Consider the following 19,451-nt stretch of genomic DNA (forward strand, 5'->3'; position numbering starts at 1 on the left):
ACAAATCAGACTTAAATTCTAACGATCTTACTTTCTAAAACTTCTCCTAATTCAGGAACTGTCATTTCAGATGTTATTAATATTTTCTGTTTGTTTTTGTTATTCTCATTTTGCAAATAATCTTTGATTATATCTGGTTTAGCATTAAAAACAGATTGAACAACTATAAGGAATGGAGAAAGATTTCTTGTTAATGTACCTCTTCCTTGTTGTTTTTCAAGTACTAATATTTCGTTCAAATCAGGTAAACTCAAACCAATAGCTTCAATAAACCCAATAATATTTTGAGCCAATCTTCTTCTGTCAGATGGTAAATCTTCTGGCTTCCAATGATTAAGAATCATTGAAATTAATTGGTTTACCTTTTTTACTTCTTTGTTTACCTTTTTTAATTCTGAAATTTTACTAAGTTCTTCAACACCACTAATTGTAACTTCTGCATGTTCTAAAGCGGCCTTTACTTGATAAGCAATTCGTTCTTTTGCCCAATTAATTTTGTCAGATTTGTAAATTAAATCGTGGGTAGCTATTGACCATGCGTGTTGCAGGAATGTCTTTATCTGAATTTCAAAAACTATTTCATACAAATTGGGAGCAAGATCACCCGTATCAAAATCTTTAAGGGACACGTAAAGCCTTAAATCATCAAAAGGAAAAGAAGAAGAATCTTTATGAGTGAAATTTCCTGACTGTGGTCTCTTAAATCGGATATTAAATTGTTTGGAAATAAAATTTTCTGCTAAAGAAATTTCACTCAAGTTTTTCACGACTATTGTTGATGCAAATAAGTCTTCGAAAACTTCTGTTATATCGAACCTCCCCATTTCGACTTTCATTGCAAAACTTTCAACCTGTTTAATTCTGCTTTCGTAGTGCCAACGTTCATTTTTATTAGACTTTACAATTTCATCAACCTTACTCTTTACAATCTTGAAGTACGGTAGGTTAGTATTATAAAGTTCTTGAATCGATTGAACTATTTTCATAATCAAATAGAATTACTCAAGGCTAACAATCTTTCTCTTCTTTGTGGCAAATCCGTTACTGCACCTTTTGAATTGTTAGAATAATTTAAAACATCATCTTCAATAACTTCCCCAGCATCCTGCATTTCTTTTACTTTAGAAACTTTTTCCATAAACGTATCATAAGCGTTAGCAAAGTCGATAGGGTTTTGATGATTATTTAGATGAATATAAGCCCACAAAGTGTAATAGTTATTATTAGAACCTGAAGCATATTTTGTAATTGCTCCGTTATGATTATCCGCAGTTAAAATGAATTGCTTTATTTCGTTAAGTCTATTAGTGAAATCTTCAAGGTTAAAATCTCCTGATTCTTGAAGTTCTTCTATTTCGTCATATTTTGCATAAACTTCATCAATATAGCCTTGGTCAAAACCGACAATTTTATTCTCAATTATAATCATTATTAGCTCAGAGATAAATTGAACATTTTTCATTCTTTTGTCTCTTCCTCTTGTACTTATTTTATAATCCCACCAGAACTCTCTGTCTGATTCTTCTTCGATAAAATTTATAAACCAACCGTTATACCTAGCGTGTCTTAGTTCTTGAGGTAGCAGGTTTCTTGCATTTCTATTTACCCTGTCAAATACTTCTTCTATATTATTTCCATCAATGGAATCAATGAAATCAACGACTAATGTGTAATCCCAAAACCTTCTTTTATATTCAGGTGTTAAGTCTTTAAATTTTTTTCCATTTAGATTTACATCGCCAAAGTCAGCAGAGATTGAAATTTTGTTTTCAAAGAATGAAAGTATAGTTTCTAATCTTTGTTTTCCATCAACAACGTGATATTTGGTATATCCTTGGTCGTTTACCGATCTATGAATAAAAATTGGTGGGGCTGGGTAATTTCGGAAAATTGTATCTAAAAAGAATTTTCTATCTTTTGGACTCCAAACACTTTTTCTTTGATAAGGAGGTTCTAAATCAAGTTGGTTATTACGATACAAATCTAAAAACCAAGTAATCTGCTGTGTTGTTGGTTGTCTTTTCATTTTTAAGTTCTATTTATTTCTATTTAATCTCCTAGCCGAAAGTTTCTTCCAAATGCTATCCGCCAATTTTATTTCTTTGTCAGTGAAGCCATAACCGTCTTTCAGGATTTGCTTATTGGTGATTTTTAAAACTTCATCAATGCTTTTTTTCTCTCGCATCATTTTGTCAATGACGGTAAGTAAATCAGTATTGTAGGTTTGGTAGGGGAGCAGTATTTTTTCTGCTTCGCTTGGCATCAATTCCAATACACCACCTCCATAACTACGTCCAACAATTTCAGAAAAAGCCAAAGACAAGGAATTGTAAAAACTGGCAATGAAAGCATATTTGTCCGTGTCTTTTTTCATAAATACACGGTGCATTGTGTCGGTTGTATAGGCGTTTGCTTCGTTTAAGATTAAACGAGGATAAAGGTTGTTTCTACGGATAAATAACGCATCAGAAAGTTTGATGGAAGGAATCACAAACCAATCATCACGAATACCTGTTTTGTAGCCTTTGTTTACGCCCATTGATTCTCCTAAACGAATGTATGAGTTAGCTCCTTTGTGTCCGTTGATTTTCTCTTTGGCTGGAAATACCAATAAATGTGCTTTGGCTTTGGTTTGCCTGTTTAGTTTCCAATCCTTTTCCGTAAAAATTACGCTATTGACCTGAACACTTCTGCCAACCATTGGTTTTGCGTATGCTTTCAGGTCGTAAGCTTCTACAACTGGTAAAGGAACGGTGAAGTAATTATTTGCACCTGTGGTAATTCCAACTTCTACATTTGCATAATTTCCTATTGTAGGAACTTTTCGTTTATTGGCAATTTGCTCTAAAAAATCAATTTCTTCTTGTTCTAAAAAGTAATAAGTCCATTTATTTGATTTAAAATCTATCTTTTTGGTTGGACTTTTTAGGATGTTCACATCAAGCTTTTCAAGGTCTGAAGCATCTCTTAATTCAAGATGTTCAATTAAGTGTGAATCGCTTTCGTTTTTCTCACACAACAACAAAACGACTTCTTGCTGAATATCAGGAAAAACTAACTTCTCAAAAGAAATGATATTGATTTTATTGTAGAAATGAGCCAAAAACTCACGGAGTTGTTGAGCATATGATACTTGCAATAATTCCGCAGGAATTACAAAACCTATCTTTCCTTTTTCTTTGAGCAACAAACTTGAACCAACCACAAAGGACACCCAAGCATTGGTAAGTTTAGAGTATTTTAGTTTAGCTCGATTGAAAACCTTGATAGCTTCATTTTGCTGTTCTTCCTGAAAATATTGATAGCGGATGTAAGGCGGATTACCCACTGCTAAATCAAATTTCTTTGTGGTTTCATTGCAATACAAATGAAAATCTGTATTGATTACATTCTTGTTATTGAGCTTGATTTTATCGGCTTTATCCGCTTCCACTTCATCAAACTCAATGGCTGTTACCGATTTGAATTTATGGTTGTTTTCTTTCAATTGTTCAAGAAAAACCCCATCGCCACAACTCGGCTCTAAAATTTCATAATCAGAACTTCCATTAATGCCCCATTTCAAAATGAATGCAGCAATTGGCTCGGGTGTGTAAAACCCACCTCTCAATTTCTCGGCTGTTGCGTTTTTAATTAGCTTCATACAATTCTTTTATTAATGGGATTAATGAATCTTCACTACCTAAATCGTATAGTTTAGCCAATAACTTTTCTAGGTTGGTTTTCTCTCTTGCAAATTGTCCTTGCAGTGGAGTTAAAGCTCTTTTATTTCCTAAGTTTACATCTATTTGGCCATAAATGCTGATTAACTCTTTTTGACTTTCTACGATTTTGTCGTGAAGTGCTTTTTGTTGTGCATCTGAAAAATCAATCTTTCTGATGGGTAGATTTTTCAAAACCTTTGTTCCTCTTGCTATGTAACCACCTCTGAAAACTTCACCGTACAACGCACTAAACCATTCCAAATATTTAGAGTTGAGAATAGCTTGAATGTAATAAATGGAATAATCGGAAGTTGTTGGAATTGCAACTACACAATAACCTGCTGTTCCACCAGATGAAATCAAAGTTCCGTGAACATCAATTGCGTATTTATCGCCAACAGAAAGAACACCAGCAATAATTTTTGAAGGGAGTCCACAACTATCCAAGCTTTGATGTCTGCCGTATCTGTGCCATTCATTTTTTGTTTTTGGCTCAGGTCTTATGTCACGTTTCGGATTATTTAAAATGGTTTTATGCTTTTGCAAATAGTCATAAGCTAAAGGAAATTTCTTTTGAATTGTTGTTAGCGAAATTATATTTACGCCTGTTTTTGTAGGTTCGTAAGGATAAATCACCCTTGCATTCGGCTTGAATGTCCGGTAAGTGTATAAATTATCTTCGCCCGTAGAAGTTTGAAAGTAGGGTTTTGTTATTTCCTTTTCAATCTTGTAATCAACACCTTTTTTCGTGAAATAGAAATACTTCTTGTCTTCTTTAGTTAGGTTAAAAATGTAAACATCATTTGCACTTGTCTGGATACCATTGAATATATTATCGCTTCCAATCAAATCGTTAAGTTTTACACTTTGAGAAATTATTTTATTGTAGGCGTTAGTCAATTCTGGTGGAACTAACACCCAAACATCACTATTTAATTCATCTGTTTTCTTTGTGCCATATTTTGCAGACTCTGGTTCTCTTACTTTCCAATTTTTTAGGCTTCTTACTTCCGCATATTGGAAAGTCTTTTGTGGTTTCTTATTCAGAATTAACAAACAAGTGTAGGTTGTTTTATCTGCAAAAACCTGATTTGCTCCAAATGAAACGATTGAATGTAAATACTCTTTGTCTGCTAGTAATTCACGAAGTTTTTTACCTGCTCCAACTTTTGTAAATTTGCTCGGAATGATATAACCTAAAATTCCATCATCAGTCAATAAGTTGATTCCTTGCTCAAGAAAAAGGAAGTATTTGTCAAACTGTTTGTATGAGGTTTTATAGTTTTCAGATTTCTTATATAGTGGTAATTCTAAGGGAGTAAACCTCTTCATGTCCTCTGATTTCATATAAGGAGGATTACCTACGATAACATCAAAATGAAGTTTTGAAAAATCAAATGGATTAATAATTATCTGGTCTTTTTTATTGGTGACTTGTTCTGGATTCAGTAAACTATTTCCGAAGAATATGTTTCCAGAAAGGTCGGGTAGAACAGGTTTTGTTTTGTTGGTTGAGTTTACATCTTCGCCCTCAAGCAATTTGAGAAGCAAACCAAATTTCGCTGCTTCAACCGCATTATAATCTTTGTCAACTCCGTAAATACAATTCAATAAAAGTTGTCGCTTAATTTCAAATGGTAGTTTGTAGGTATTGATATTGGTTTGAATGAGTTTTGATTTGTCATTTTTAAGATAGTAGTCAATCAAAATATCATTGAGCAACTGAAATAATTCCAATAAAAATGCACCTGAACCGCAAGAAATATCAGCAAATTTGAGTTTGAGAATTTCTTTATCTGTTTTTCCTTCGCATTTTTTCAAAACGGTATTTCTTAAAATATCGCTTATAATGAAAGTCGGTGTTGTGATAATATCACGGTCAACATTTTCAGGTTTCTTTACTAAAACAACTGCACCGCTTTGAATGTTTAGTTTCTCAGAAAGGAAAATTTCATAAATGCTTCCTAATACATCAGAAGAAAAAACACTGAAAGAATAAGGGCTTTCGGGATAATACAATTGTTTGATAATCGTCCAAAAAACAGAACTGATATTTTCAATAATCTTGTCTTTTAGAAGCTGGTCAAAAAGTCCTGAATTATATCGTTTGTCGGCTTCTTCAAATTTCTTTATGAGTGCTTTGAAGTCATTTGTGTTGGCAAACTTCAAAAGTGTTTGATAATCTTCTAAATTTCTGTCCTCACAAACACGCAGAAACAAAACCCTGTTTAAATAGCTTTGAACAATGTCATTCAGTTGTTGCTCATCAATTTTCGGGTCGTGTTTGTATATTTCAGTACCGAGGACTTTTCTCCATTCATTGATTTGATTTAGGAATAAATTGTCAATCGAGTATTGATTGATTTTACTTTCAATTTCTTTCCATTCCGTTTCAAATGCTCCTGAATAGACTGATTCCTTTCCAAGAAGTTGTTTGATTTCTTCAAATTTACTTTCGTATTCTGTGTAATGATATTTTTTTACGAGTGCCTTTGTGTGATTATCGTCTTTCTCAACTTTTACAGAAGTGTCATAAATGATTAAATATTCAAAGTTTGAAAGAACTGAAATTTTCAACTTCGCTGTAAATCCATATCGTCTGACTTGCTTTGCAGTGTCATTATTTGATTCAATGGAAACACACGGTTTCTTAGCTTCCAAAAAGAATTTTCTTTCAGAAAAAAGTCGGAAAGTGTAATCAGGTTTTTTGGAATGTTCGGAAGCGTTTGCTTTTAGTGCTTCTTCCAAAATTACTTCTCTTTCGTTGGTTGGTTTACCTGCGTTGTTTTTAATGTCCCAACCAAGCAACTCGAAAAACGGGTCTAAGAAATCACTGCGAAGCAGTGTTTCATTATATTTGCTTGTCAAGTAGTAATCCCTGTCGGCTCTATATTTTTCTATGAGTTGCTTTATTGTCATTTCTTCTTATTCGCTTTAATATATTTGGCTCTTTCCTCCGCTACTTTCAACGCTTCTATTCCTAAATCTTCGTCCTGGATTTCATATAAAATCTTGTCACTTAGGAATGTAACCAAAAGGGCGTTCGCGTTATATTCGTATATGTTGGCAAGTTTCAGAACTACTTCTTTTGTAATTCTGCGTTCTCCACGCTCCATTTTGCTCAAAATAGCAACGTCAATGTCGAGTAATGCAGCAACTTTCCGCAATGGAAGCTCCTTTTCTTCTCGAATGTGTCTTAGCTTTTCGCCTATTGTTTTTGTTGACATACCTCTTGTTGACATAATGTGTCAAAAATAGAAAAAGGTTTTTGATTTGTCTTCACTTATTTCAAATTATTTTCAACATTCCTGTCGAGCGTTGGGAAATTGGCTCTTTTGCAAAACTTGGGACGTGTGTCGGCTTGTGCGGTTTTGCAAATGTGCCAATGTGTGGCTGGCTAAAATTATTTTTTAAATGTGCGGTGGGAAAAAATAAAACATTCAGGTTAGTCAGAGTGTTGCCAGAATCAGTCCGTAAGTTTTTTCAAAATACCAAAGTTCGTTTTTCAAAAATATCATTTTTCACCTTACAAATCATCAAATTTTCTTATGTATGTTTAACTTACTTTAGGCATTGATATGGAAAAGCCTTGGTTTTTCTTGTTGCGGTTAAAAAATGACATTTTTATTGCAAGTGCATTAACGTAATTACTATAGGAGGGTGCCCTGTTGCACTGTGCATCATAGCAGGTTACTATAGGAGGGTGCCCTGTTGCACTGTGCTTCATAGCAGGTTACTATAGGAGGGTGCCCTAATGCACAGTGCATCATAGCAGGTTGCTATAGGAGGGTGCCCTAATGCACAGTGCATCATAGCAGGTTACTATAGGAGGGGGCTCTAATGCACAGTGCATCATAGTAGGTTACTATAGTTGCTGGTATATTAGGAATTGTTTAAATCCAAATGCTTAATTTGGGTTTAAAGTTCAAAAACAAAAGAGAGACTCATCAATAAGTCTCTCTTGGTTTAATTGGCATTGATATATTAAAAAATTAATATAAACTTGGAAATTTTATCGGATTCGCTTCATGCATTATTGCATATACTTTTTCATAAATATCTTCTGCACTTGGTTTAGAGAAGTAATCTCCATCTGTACCATAAGCGGGTCTGTGGGCTTGCGATGCTAATGTTTGTGGCTCGCTGTCTAAGTGGTTGTAGGCTTTTTGATTTTCGATGATTTCTTGAAGAATATAGGCACTTGCTCCACCTGGAACGTCTTCATCAATGACTAATAATCGGTTTGTTTTTGCCACACTTTTAACAATGTCATGGTTTATATCAAATGGTAATAATGATTGCACATCTATTATTTCGGCATCGATTCCTATTTCTAAAAGTTCTTTGGCTGCTTGTTCCACTAAACGTAGTGTTGAACCGTAAGAAACTAATGTGATGTCTTTTCCTTCTTTTATTGTTTCAACCACACCAATTGGTGTTTTGAATTCACCAAGGTTGGTTGGCATTTTTTCTTTCAATCGGTATCCGTTTAAGCATTCAATAACCAATGCAGGTTCGTCTGTTTCTAATAAAGTATTATAGAAACCAGCGGCTTTAGTCATGTTTCTTGGCACTAAAACGTGAATACCTCTAATGGCATTAATAATCATTCCCATTGGGGAACCAGAATGCCAAACACCTTCTAAACGGTGACCTCTAGTTCTAATGATTAAAGGTGCTTTTTGTCTTCCGTGTGTTCTGTATTGAAGTGTTGCTAAATCGTCACTCATAATTTGAATGGCATATAGCAAATAATCTAAATATTGAATTTCTGCAATTGGTCGCAAACCTCTCATTGCCATTCCAATTCCTTGTCCAAGAATTGTTGCTTCTCTAATTCCTGCATCTGCAACACGAAATGCTCCATACTTTTCTTGCATTCCTTCTAATCCTTGGTTCACATCTCCAATATTACCAGAGTCTTCTCCGAAAATTAATGTTTCTGGGTGTTTCGCAAAAATGGCATCGAAATTATCTCGCAGCACTAAACGTGCATCTACATCGTCTGCATTTTCATCATAGATTGGCTTCACTTCCTTAACAGAATATACATTGTTTTCTGATTGTGAGTATAAGTGCGAGCTAAATTTGGGTTGTATTTTTTCTTTATAATTTGTTATCCAATTTGCTAATTGCGATTTTGATTCATCATTTACTACGAGTCGTAATGCTTTTCTCGCTGTAATTAGAACGTCTTTGCGAATTGGTTCTTTTAGGCTTGCTAATTCGTTGCTGTATTTTTCAATAAAAACTTTATTGCTACTTGAAGCGGCAATTGTTTTTAGGATGTTGATTAGTTCCTCTTGTTCTGCTTTTATTGGTGCAGTAAAAGCTGCCCAAGCGGCTTTTTTACCAGCTAAAACGGCTTTTTTTGTTGCAGAATCTATTTCTTCAATTTCTTCTTCTGTTGCAATATTATTTGCAATCATCCAAAGTCTCATTTGTGCAATACAATCAAATTCAGATTCCCACTCTAAACGTTCTTTGCTTTTGTAGCGCTCATGACTTCCAGAAGTAGAATGTCCTTGAGGTTGTGTTAACTCGTTAACGTGAATTAAAACTGGGATATGTTCTGTACGGGCAATTTTTGAAGCTTTTTGATAGGTTTCTACCAAAGTTGGGTAATCCCAACCTTTCACTCTTAAAATTTCATAGCCATTATTGTCTTCGTCTCTCTGGAATCCTTTTAAAATTTCAGAAATATTTTCTTTTGTAGTTTGGTGTTTTGCATGCACAGAGATACCATATTCATCATCCCAAACACTCATTACCATTGGTACTTGCAACACACCTGCTGCGTTTATTGTTTCGAAAAATAAACCTTCCGAAGTAGAAGCATTACCAATTGTTCCCCAAGCCACTTCATTTCCTTCATTGGAAAAGTGAGTTAGGTTTTCTAAACCAGAAACGTTTCTAAATATTTTAGACGCTTGTGCTAAACCAAGTAATCTTGGCATTTGCCCTGCAGTTGGAGAAATGTCTGAACTCGAATTCTTTTGCGCGGTTAGATTGTTCCAATTTCCATTTTCGTCTAAACTGTGTGTGGCAAAATGACCACCCATTTGGCGACCAGCACTCATAGGGTCATAATTAAGGTCTGTGTGGCCATATAAACCTGCGAAAAATTGTTCAATATTTAGCGCGCCTATTGCCATCATAAAGGTTTGGTCGCGGTAATATCCAGAACGGAAATCTCCATTCTCAAATGCTTTAGCCAAGGCTAATTGTGGCACTTCTTTTCCGTCTCCAAAAATACCAAACTTTGCTTTACCAGTAAGAACTTCCCTGCGTCCTAAAAGACTACATTCTCTACTAGTTATTGCTATTCTATAATCATTAATAACTTCAGTTTTGAAATCTTGAAATGAAAGTGTTTCTTTAGCCACAGAATTACTCATAGATATAAATATTGATGTTGCCACAAATGTAATTAAATAGCAATGAAAATGCAATAGCTAAATGTTTATTTTTTTTATAATTAGTATTAATATTGTATTTTTTATAAAAATATATTATTAAATTGGGTTCTGTAGTCTGTTTTGTTGAAGATAATTCAATGAAAACAAAAAACTTTAATTAAAACCATTTTCGAGTAAATAATGAAATTAGTGTTTTTGGACTCACTGTAATTATGAAACGAATTTTTTGTCCATAATTATCATCATTTAACTCAAAACCATTTTTAGAATAGACGGGTAAAAACAATTCAAAATAATCGGGAACTAAATTTAAATGTATGCCAGAATCATAGACAAATTCTGTAGGGGTAAATTTATTTTTTAAAAGTCCAACATCGCCATATACTTGTACCCAATTCCAAATATTGAAAGAGGCATTTATAGTGGTCATCCATTGGTTGGCATATCTTGTTTTTAATTTGGATTTAAATCCTCCTTCTTGACTCACAAATTGTTGGCTAAACAATCCTGTAGATTCGCTTCTTCCAATTAGGTTTGTCTGGAAAGTATAATCGGTTGGTCTATCGAGTCCAAAGCTAAAGAAATTTGAACCTGCACTTCTATAAATAAAGTTTCCTGCAAATAGTCGCAAACTCAATTGTCTGTTATTTTCGAATAGTTTTCTATAATTAATTTCGCTGGTTATGTTTCCGAATGAATTTGAAATTTGCACTTGATTGATGATGCTGTAATGTTTGGTGCTTTCAGATTGAATGTTTCCATAGGAAGCACTAAAGACAGAATATTTTGTGTCTGTTGTGTTGGTGTTTACTGTTTGACTTGCTTCTCTATTAATAAACAATTGCTTTATTTGTATGTATTCTTTTTTGTTGGCTCTGAGGTTGCTATCTCTAAAAAGAAATTGAATAGAAGGGATGAAGCGAGTATATTTTGCATTTGGTGCATAATGAGACTGAATACCGCTCATAGAATAAATAATGCGGTATAATTTGCCTTCATCTCTAATATAATCGTCTATTTTTACTGAAAAATTACCAATTATTTTTCCTGTATTTGTAGAGTAGTAGGGAGCTATACTAAAGTTAAAAGGTTTGTTTAATAAGGAAATATTGTTTAATCTTGGCCCCACTGCAATACCGTCATATAGATTAAACTCAAATTCTGGTACATAGAATAATTGGTTGTAGTAGGGTTCTTCTAAATCGGTATAAAAATTAAGCTTTAAAGGTCTATTGTTAAATAAAAAACCTTTTAACGATTTCCAATTGTTTCTTAAGTTGTATTCAGGAACTTCATTTTTATAATTCAAGACTAATTTATCAATGTTTTTTCGACTGAATACTAGGGTAGTGTCTGTTTTTATATTTTCTATCCAAACTTTAGACACAACAGAATCGTTTCTAAGTTGGTATAATGATATGGGGACGTTTGTCTTGGTTTTGTTTTTGATTGTTATTGTTACGTCCTCTTCTGTTTTGGCTATTTTTCCAAATTTAAAATCGATTAGATCTCTACTTTCAATTAAAGTTCTAAAAAACCAGTCAATGTCTTTTTCTGTATTGTTTTTTAGAATAGTTTCAAAGTCTATTGCATTGGTTTGATAGGTTTTATTCATTGCTATAAACTCCTGAATGGAGGATAGAACGATATTCTTTTCTAGGTAACTATCCAAATAGTTAAAACTTAAGCCAGCTCTATATTTGTTTGCTATTTGCTCATTGAATTTAATGAGCCTACTTTTAGGTTCGCTTAAAGGTTGATCTAGGTTTTTTCGAGCCATTAGCATATATAAATAATTATATTGCTGGTTGAAATCTAGATTGATGAAGTGGTATGATTTTAATATTTTAAATTCCGATAAACTTCCTGTCATTTTCATTTCTGGGTGAAATTCATCAATATATTGCATCATAAGAAAGACCTGAATACCGTCATAAATCCATTGGTCTTTTCTTGGAGTTAGCTGTAAAGAAGATTTTAAATAATTGTTCAAATAGGTTTTTAGAAATTGCAATTCGAACATAAAATCATTGGTGAATGGACTTAAAAATGAGGGTAACTGATTTAATCCATAAAATGGCTGGCGACTATAATCTTCTTGAGAGACGATGAGTTTATTTCTTGGACTTTTTCCAATTTTTTCTGCAACAAAATGGGTTATTTTATCAATAATTATTGCTTTTTCTATGTCTTTAATTTTAGAGCTAAAATTGGAAGAGATTTCTATAATATCATTCTTATAGGTAACGAATTCTTGTTTGGTTGAAAATATGGCTGTTACATCAAATTTGTTTTCTCCTTGAAATTTATAACTTTCTTTGGTTGTTTCTTTAGCGTCATTAATAGAATTTAGATCACAACTAACAAAATAGTTTTTGGGTATTTCAAATTCAATCTCATAGTTTGATGGGGCATTGGCTATATCATCTAAATTTTCATTGCTTTGAACGACAAATCTTTTATTTTCAAATCGGGCAGGAGATAGGAACCAGTTTTTTAAATACATTCTCCCTTCATCATTGAAACCATATTTAGTGAATCGATCGTTTGGAATTTTTACACTATAGGAAAGTGTTATTTTTTGACTCGAATTGGGTTGAATTGGTGTGGCTAATTGTAAGTAAAGAATATCAACTGTATTCTCGTTTCTGTACCAATTTAATTGTTGGAAATTTTCATCAATAGCATTGTTAATTTTAGTATAGCCTCTATCTTCATCTTTTGCTAAGTGGAAAGCTCTTATAAATTCATCGGAAAAACGACGTGCTAATCTTGAGGTTTTAGAGGAAAAAGCATTATTCCAATCGTTTAAAACTAGTTCAGTAATAATTTCCGATGAATTATTCACATAGGTTAGTTCTTGTTTAATTAGTAATGTTTTTTCACTGGGATTCACTCTAACCTGCAAAACAGAGTTGTGTTGTGCAAAGCCAAAGGAGCATAGTAATATAAAAATTAAACTTTTGATTTTCAAAATACTGTTTTATTTAAGATTGCAATTTTAATAAAAAGTTGCGTTAGTTTTATTTTTAAAAGTAGTATAATTTATTAAAATTGTCAAAATACTTTTACAGTTTTGTTTTTTTTGAGGATTTGTTAATAAAAATAGTGTTTTGAAGGGGTTTTTTGGTAAATAAATAAACTAATTTTGAATTTAAAGATAATTATTATGCCCCCAAAAATACTATCACTAGCAATTTTTTTGCTATTTCATGTGTCGTTTTCGCAAATTGTGATCAATGAAATAGATGTTGACACCGACGGTACAGATCAACTAGAATTTATAGAATTAAAATCGGCTACAGCCAATTTTTCTTTAGATGGCTATGTTCTAGTTTTGTTTAATGCAGGTGGTTCTGCTCCTTATTCTAATACTGTAAGTTATTTTGCCTATGATTTAGATGGATATACTACAGATGTGAATGGTATTGCTCATTTTGGAAATGTACTGGTTGTTCCTTCTCCAATGGGGAATTTTCTTAACCAAACCATTCAAAATGGACCCGATGTGATAGCACTCTATCAGGGTAATGCTTCCGATTTTCCTTTGAATACGAATGCCACAACAACAAATTTAATAGATGCTATTGCTTATTCAACCAATTCATTTCAGCCTTCTAATATGATGTCTATTTTAGGAATAAGCACATGCACTAATGAAAATCTTAATGGGCTTAAAGATTCGCAATCTATCCAGAGAAAGAATGATGGAACCTATGAAGTGAAAAATCCAACTCCAGGTGCCAATAATGACGGTACTGGTGTTGTTATTAATTATATAACGGTGACTACAGATCAACCTTTTTATTCGGAAGGAGACGATTTTACGATTACTTTCACAACAGATACTCCTGTAACGAATACTAACCTTATTATTAATTTTACTTTGGTGAATGGTAATTTTATGGTTAACGATTATGTTAGTATTGGTGGGTTGACAGTTAGTATTCCTATTGGACAAACAGTGGCAAGCACTACATTGACGCTTTTTGAAGATACTGTTGATGAAGGAGATGAAGAAATGCTAATAGATGTTCAAAGTCTTCCTTTTGGATATGGGCTAAATAATGATAATATTATTATTCGAGTATATGATAATGATTATATTGTTGAACCCTACGGAACGCCTTTAAACCCTACCTATGGTTTGGTTACACCAGAAATTCCTATAGGCTATTATGATTCATTAGAAGGTTTGTCTGGAACAGCTTTAAAACAAGCAATACAAGATATTATTGCAGATCCTTCTGTTGTGCATGCGCATAATTATGGTGATATTTATGATATTTTAAAGATAGCAGACAAAAATCCAGAAAACTCAAATCAGGTTTGGGAAATGTATGTTGAAAGACCAACTGCAATTTTAGACCAACAATTCGGATCTAGTAATATTGGGGTGTGGAACAGAGAGCACATTTATCCGCAGTCGAGAGGTGGATTTTCTGGAGGAACAGATTCCAATCCAGATGGGATTAATGTATGGTTGCCAACAAATGCTAACGATATTTTAGCAGGTCATGCAGATGCCCATCATATTAGAGCAGAAGATGGAGCTGAAAACTCGGCAAGAAGTAATAAAGATTATGGTTTAGACTATAATGGACCAGTTGGAAGTCAAGGAAGTTGGCATGGCGATGTGGCACGAGCTCTTTTTTATATGGCAGTTCGTTACAATGGGTTAAGTTTAGTGAATGGTGACCCATCAGATACTACTGCTGGAGAATTAGGCGATTTAGCGTCATTATTGCAATGGAACACTGCAGATCCGGCTGATGATTTTGAAATGCATAGAAATAATTATATTTATACTTGGCAAGTAAACCGTAATCCTTTTATTGATTTTCCATTGTTAGCAAATTATGTGTTTGGAGAGAATTTTGGCGATACGTGGTCGTTTGCATTATCGAATCAGAATTTCTCTTCTACAAATATTAAAGTATATCCAAATCCAACAACAGATTATTTAATGGTTTCTGGATTAGATGGAATTGGAACGGTTGAAATGTACACATTAACAGGGCAATTAGTGGTAAAACAATCTTTTGAGAACACCACCCGATTGGTTATTGATTTAGTTTCTGGGGTTTATTTAGTGAAAGTTTTGAGCGGTAACGAAAATATCATTAGGAAAATAGTTGTTCAATAGAGTTCTTTTAAATTTATTAAAGAAAGTTAAAAGGTATAATTCTTAACAGTCATAAATGTCAATTTTAATTTTAAAAAAGTACATTAACAAATAAAATTAAGGCTTAAAGTTTTCTTACTTCTGAATTAAACCCCGTTTTTGAGCAAAAAACTTGAAAACAGGGTTTACTATTTTTTGAGACAATTTGATGGGGGCTATATTAAATATGAAAAAAAAATAAACTTCACTTCCCATTGGATATTTAAAAACGTATACTTGAAATTCTCTTTCATTGAAATATAGGTTTCATTGGCTTACTTCTGAATTTGCCTAAAAATGTACTCTAAAAACAAAATTTGGTGTAATTTCTAATCCAACAACAGTTTGTTGAATTAGTTCTGAATTATCTAAACCTTCTTCAATTTGGAAGAGCTTATCTATAATATTTCTTTGATTGTATAGATTGATGATTGAAGCGCCAATTTTTGCGTTTACATTTTTAGAAAGCGAAAAATCATAGATAATACTGGCGTCTAATTTATGATAATTAGGAAGGCGTTTATTATTTTGAGATTGGAAATTTATATCGTAATTCATGTCACCATTACTATCTATAGTGCTTTCTAAAGTAGGTTCAGAATAAGGTTTTCCAGTAGCAAAATGCCATCCTAAAGAAAATTGAAAGTTATTGTATTTATAAGTATTTGAAAACGTTAGAACATGTCTTTGGTCGAAATTACCAGCAAAAGAATTGTTTTGAATTTCATTGAAAGTAAAACTTGTTCTACTTAGCGAGTAACTAAGCCAAGTTCTAAAATTTTTAATCCGTTTCTTAATTAAAAAGTCTATTCCAAAAGCATCACTAAATCCCGAAGCATAGTCATCTCTTACAGTAGAATTAAAACCTTTAGTTAACGTGGTAAGCCCTTCTGTTCTTTTATAATAAGCTTCAATATCAATTTTCCAACCTTTTTTATTAAACAAAATACCGGTAGTTAATTGTTTGTTGTTTAAAACTGGGATATCATCATTATTAGTTAAAACCCAAATAGCATCGTCTAAACCTAAATAGTTGAATTCAAATGAAACCAATTGACTTATGGCTTGATTTTTAATTTCTCCTGATGCTTTAATTTTTAATAATGAATTGACCTCAAAATCTATATATATTCTAGGCTCTAAATAGATTTTACTATTGTTTGAAAAATAACTATTTCTTATACCTGTTCTTGTGTACCATTTTTTGTTCTTGTACTGATGTTCAAAATAGAAAGAATGTGTGTTTAATTTTTCCATTTGATTTTCTTCTGTTGCTTCATCATCAAAATAAGAAAGATTAAAAGCGACATCATATTTTGTAAAATCATAGCCAAAAGTTACAGTGTTATTTGTATCAATTGTATAATTATTATGAAGCAGCAATCCAAAATCGTCAATAATATTTGCCTTATTATAATAATAATTATTGTCCGATATATCTAGATATTCTTCTTTGTTATTATAAAATGATTTGTATTTAGAATAATGTAGGTCAGATTCTATTTGCCATTTATAATTAATTACACTTTTCCAGTTTAAACTGAATCCGTTATTTTCTAAGTTTAAAATATCTTGAGTACGTGTGTTTTCAGAATCACTATTAATATAATCTAATTTATTTTTTACAAAAAGAGAGCTAAAGGTTATTTTATTTTTATTCGAAATGTTCCAAATCGCTTTAGAATTAAAGTCGGTAAAATAAAACTTATTTTTAATAATTGTTAACTCTTCTTCTTCTTCAATGTTTTGGTTGTTATTTACTATTTTAGTGTTTTGAAAAACTTTATTACTAACCTTATTAAACGTTTCTGTATTGAATAGATCAGAAAAAGAACGTCTAGCAGAAATAATTAAACCGAATTTATCTTTTTCTAGTGGTGTTTTTATGAAAAAATCAGTGTGCAATAAGTTTGTACCGAAACCCATAGTTGTTTTAGAAGGTACAGTTTCGTCTGTATGAAGGTCAATTACACCTGAAATTCGTTCACCATATTTAGAGCTTGTTCCACTTCTATAAAGGTTTACTTTATCTGTTATATAAGGATTAAAAGCAGAAATCATTCCAAAAAAATGCCCTTGATGATACATTTTTATTCCGTCCCAAAGTATTAAATTTTGATCTGGAGTTCCTCCTCTAAAATGAAGATTTGTTGCTGACTCGGTTGGACTAGAAATACCAGGTAATAATTGCAGACTTTGCATTACATCTGGTTCGATTAAACCGGGTAATATTTCTAGTTTACTGGGTTGTAACGTTATTGAACCATCTTGTTGATTTTGATCGAAACCTGGTGTTAAATATTCAGAGATTATATTTATATTTTCAAGATTAATGATTGTGTATTTAGGTTCTTCTTCAGCTGTTTTTTTAATTATAATGTTTTTATCATCAATAAATACAAAATCTAAATTTGTTTGTTCTTTTATTTGATTTAATATATCTTGGAATGGCGTGTTTTCATGTATTGAAACAGTTTTTTCATGAAGAATATCATTATTAAATGAAAAACGAATTTCAAATTTATTTTCGAGTTGTTTTACTATTTCTTCAAGTTTTATTTTTTTTAAAGTTGATTTTTTTTCTTGAGCATTATTCAAAAATGAGATTAATAAAACAAATGAAACAAGAATATTTTTCATTAATATTTCTGAATTATTACGTTTCCTTTTGTGTCTAGCTGGTATGGGATTTCCATTGCTACAAAAACAGTTTTTAATGCTAAATTTAAATCTTTATGTAAAAATCTTCCTGTAAAAGAAGCCTTTTTTAAATGTTCTTTTCCATTAATTTCAATATTGAACTGTCTTTCTAACTCTGCTATTACTTCGATAATTGAAGTGTTATTAAAAGAACTTTCGTTTAGTAATGAATCTATATTATTACTATCGATTGAATAAATTTCAATTTTATTATTTTGTAAAGTTAATGCATCTCCTTTTTCGAGTATAATTGCCTGTTTGTTTTTAATTTCTACGCTCACTTTTCCTTCATAACAAATAACATTGTAGAAATTCTTTCTCGATTTAACTGTGAATTTTGTTCCTAGAACAACAACGTTACTTTCTTTTGTTTTCACAAGAAAGGTTTTCCCTTTTTCTACACTAAAAAATGCTTCACCAGATAATTTGATTTCTCTTTTATTTTGCCAATTTAATTTTGAATAACTTATTTTAGAACCTGCATTTAAATTTACGGTTGAATTATCGGGTAGAAGAATTGAAGTTTTTTCTGCATAATTAGTTTGATGATTTACTTCTTGAAAGAAAAAGAAATAACTAGCGAAAAGTAATAAACATGCAGCAGCAGCATATATCCATAAAGAAATTTTTCTACTAGTTGTTTTCTTTTTTAGTTTCTCAACCTTTTTAATTGTTTCAGTAAAATTTTGAGCTGTGTTATATTCTGGGAATTCGGCAGCATCTATTGTGTCAATAATTTTACAATATTGGTTGTAATATTCTGAAGCTTTAAATTCTTGTAATTCATTTTCAGACAATTCATTAGAAAGCCAACGTGCTAAAAAAGTATCATCGTATTGTTGTTCCATAATATTTATCTCATTATCTTGCTTTATAACCGTTCAAAGTAAGAAAACCCTATTTATAATTTATAATTTTTGATATTTTTTCTTAAATTAAGTAATGCAGAATGCATCCTTTTTTCTACTGTTTTTATTGAAATATCAAGTATTTCAGCGATTTCTTTGTATTTCTTTTTTTCAATTCTATTTAATAAAAATACAACACGTTCTTTTTCTGTTAAATTATTTATCGCATTAGACAATTCTTCATGAAACTCTTTTTCGTTAAGGATAAATTCAGGATCTTCTCTATTAACTGCATTCCCAATTGAGTTTTTATATTTTAAAACAACTTTTTGATGTGTAATTTCATTAAGAAATGCATTTTTTATTGTTGTAAAAAGAAAATATTTTGCTTTGTCTGTTGGTATTTTAGCACAATTTTGCCAAAGCTTTACAAATGCGTCTTGAGTTAGATCTTCCGCTTGGTCGATGTTTCCGCATTTTAGATATATAAAGTTACGTATCATTTTTGAATAGTCTTTAAAAACTTTTTCAAATATAGGTTTTTCACATACCGAATTTAACTGACGATTCATTGAGTTTAATTGTAAAATAGAAGAATGATATTCATTAACAAACT

Annotated in this window: 11 protein-coding genes; 1 reads left to right on the forward strand and 10 read right to left on the reverse strand. The window is 31.8% G+C overall.

The window, feature by feature from the left end:
• Nucleotides 1-11 precede the first annotated feature (11 nt).
• The 7 genes from ACZ49Z_RS14625 to ACZ49Z_RS14655 all read right to left on the reverse strand — a co-directional run bounded on the left by ACZ49Z_RS14625 (nucleotide 12) and on the right by ACZ49Z_RS14655 (nucleotide 13,097).
• The gene (locus tag ACZ49Z_RS14625) at nucleotides 12-986 is read right to left on the reverse strand and encodes a hypothetical protein (RefSeq protein ID WP_464305042.1); all 975 of its coding nucleotides are present in this window, start codon (nucleotides 984-986) and stop codon (nucleotides 12-14) included.
• Nucleotides 987-988: 2 nt separating this feature from the next.
• Nucleotides 989-2,026, reverse strand: coding sequence for a DUF262 domain-containing protein (locus ACZ49Z_RS14630; RefSeq protein ID WP_464305043.1), 1,038 nt, complete (start codon nucleotides 2,024-2,026; stop codon nucleotides 989-991).
• 9 nt (nucleotides 2,027-2,035) lie between these two features.
• Nucleotides 2,036-3,643 carry an Eco57I restriction-modification methylase domain-containing protein gene (locus ACZ49Z_RS14635; RefSeq protein WP_464305044.1) on the reverse strand — a complete coding sequence of 536 codons (1,608 nt, stop codon included), beginning with the start codon at nucleotides 3,641-3,643 and terminating at the stop codon, nucleotides 2,036-2,038.
• A complete protein-coding gene (locus tag ACZ49Z_RS14640) occupies nucleotides 3,630-6,623 on the reverse strand; it encodes an Eco57I restriction-modification methylase domain-containing protein (protein ID WP_464305045.1) in 2,994 nt (997 codons plus the stop codon). The genes ACZ49Z_RS14635 and ACZ49Z_RS14640 overlap by 14 nt, the downstream gene beginning before the upstream one ends.
• Nucleotides 6,620-6,946 carry a helix-turn-helix domain-containing protein gene (locus ACZ49Z_RS14645; protein WP_464305046.1) on the reverse strand — a complete coding sequence of 109 codons (327 nt, stop codon included), beginning with the start codon at nucleotides 6,944-6,946 and terminating at the stop codon, nucleotides 6,620-6,622. The genes ACZ49Z_RS14640 and ACZ49Z_RS14645 overlap by 4 nt, the downstream gene beginning before the upstream one ends.
• A 750-nt stretch (nucleotides 6,947-7,696) precedes the next feature.
• Nucleotides 7,697-10,102, reverse strand: coding sequence for an alpha-ketoacid dehydrogenase subunit alpha/beta (locus tag ACZ49Z_RS14650; protein WP_464305047.1), 2,406 nt, complete (start codon nucleotides 10,100-10,102; stop codon nucleotides 7,697-7,699).
• A 178-nt stretch (nucleotides 10,103-10,280) separates the two neighbouring features.
• Nucleotides 10,281-13,097, reverse strand: coding sequence for a gluzincin family metallopeptidase (locus ACZ49Z_RS14655; RefSeq protein ID WP_464305048.1), 2,817 nt, complete (start codon nucleotides 13,095-13,097; stop codon nucleotides 10,281-10,283).
• A 195-nt stretch (nucleotides 13,098-13,292) separates the two neighbouring features.
• On the opposite strand from ACZ49Z_RS14655, the gene ACZ49Z_RS14660 reads away from it, so the two are divergent.
• Nucleotides 13,293-15,269: an endonuclease gene (locus ACZ49Z_RS14660; RefSeq protein WP_464305049.1), complete on the forward strand. Its 1,977-nt coding sequence runs from the start codon at nucleotides 13,293-13,295 to the stop codon at nucleotides 15,267-15,269.
• 309 nt (nucleotides 15,270-15,578) lie between these two features.
• Here ACZ49Z_RS14660 and ACZ49Z_RS14665 read toward each other — a convergent pair whose 3' ends face one another.
• The 3 genes from ACZ49Z_RS14665 to ACZ49Z_RS14675 are packed head-to-tail and all read right to left on the reverse strand — an operon-like array spanning nucleotide 15,579 to nucleotide 19,407.
• Nucleotides 15,579-17,927: a TonB-dependent receptor plug domain-containing protein gene (locus ACZ49Z_RS14665; protein ID WP_464305050.1), complete on the reverse strand. Its 2,349-nt coding sequence runs from the start codon at nucleotides 17,925-17,927 to the stop codon at nucleotides 15,579-15,581.
• Entirely contained in the window at nucleotides 17,927-18,835 is a 909-nt protein-coding gene (locus ACZ49Z_RS14670) for a FecR family protein (RefSeq protein ID WP_464305051.1), read from the reverse strand. Before ACZ49Z_RS14670 ends, ACZ49Z_RS14665 begins: the two co-directional genes overlap by 1 nt.
• 53 nt (nucleotides 18,836-18,888) lie before the next feature.
• Complete coding sequence (locus tag ACZ49Z_RS14675) at nucleotides 18,889-19,407, reverse strand: RNA polymerase sigma factor (RefSeq protein ID WP_464305052.1); 519 nt, start codon at nucleotides 19,405-19,407, stop codon at nucleotides 18,889-18,891.
• Between the last annotated feature and the right edge of the window lie 44 nt (nucleotides 19,408-19,451).

The sequence above is a fragment of the Flavobacterium sp. KY-23415 genome (assembly GCF_055384985.1).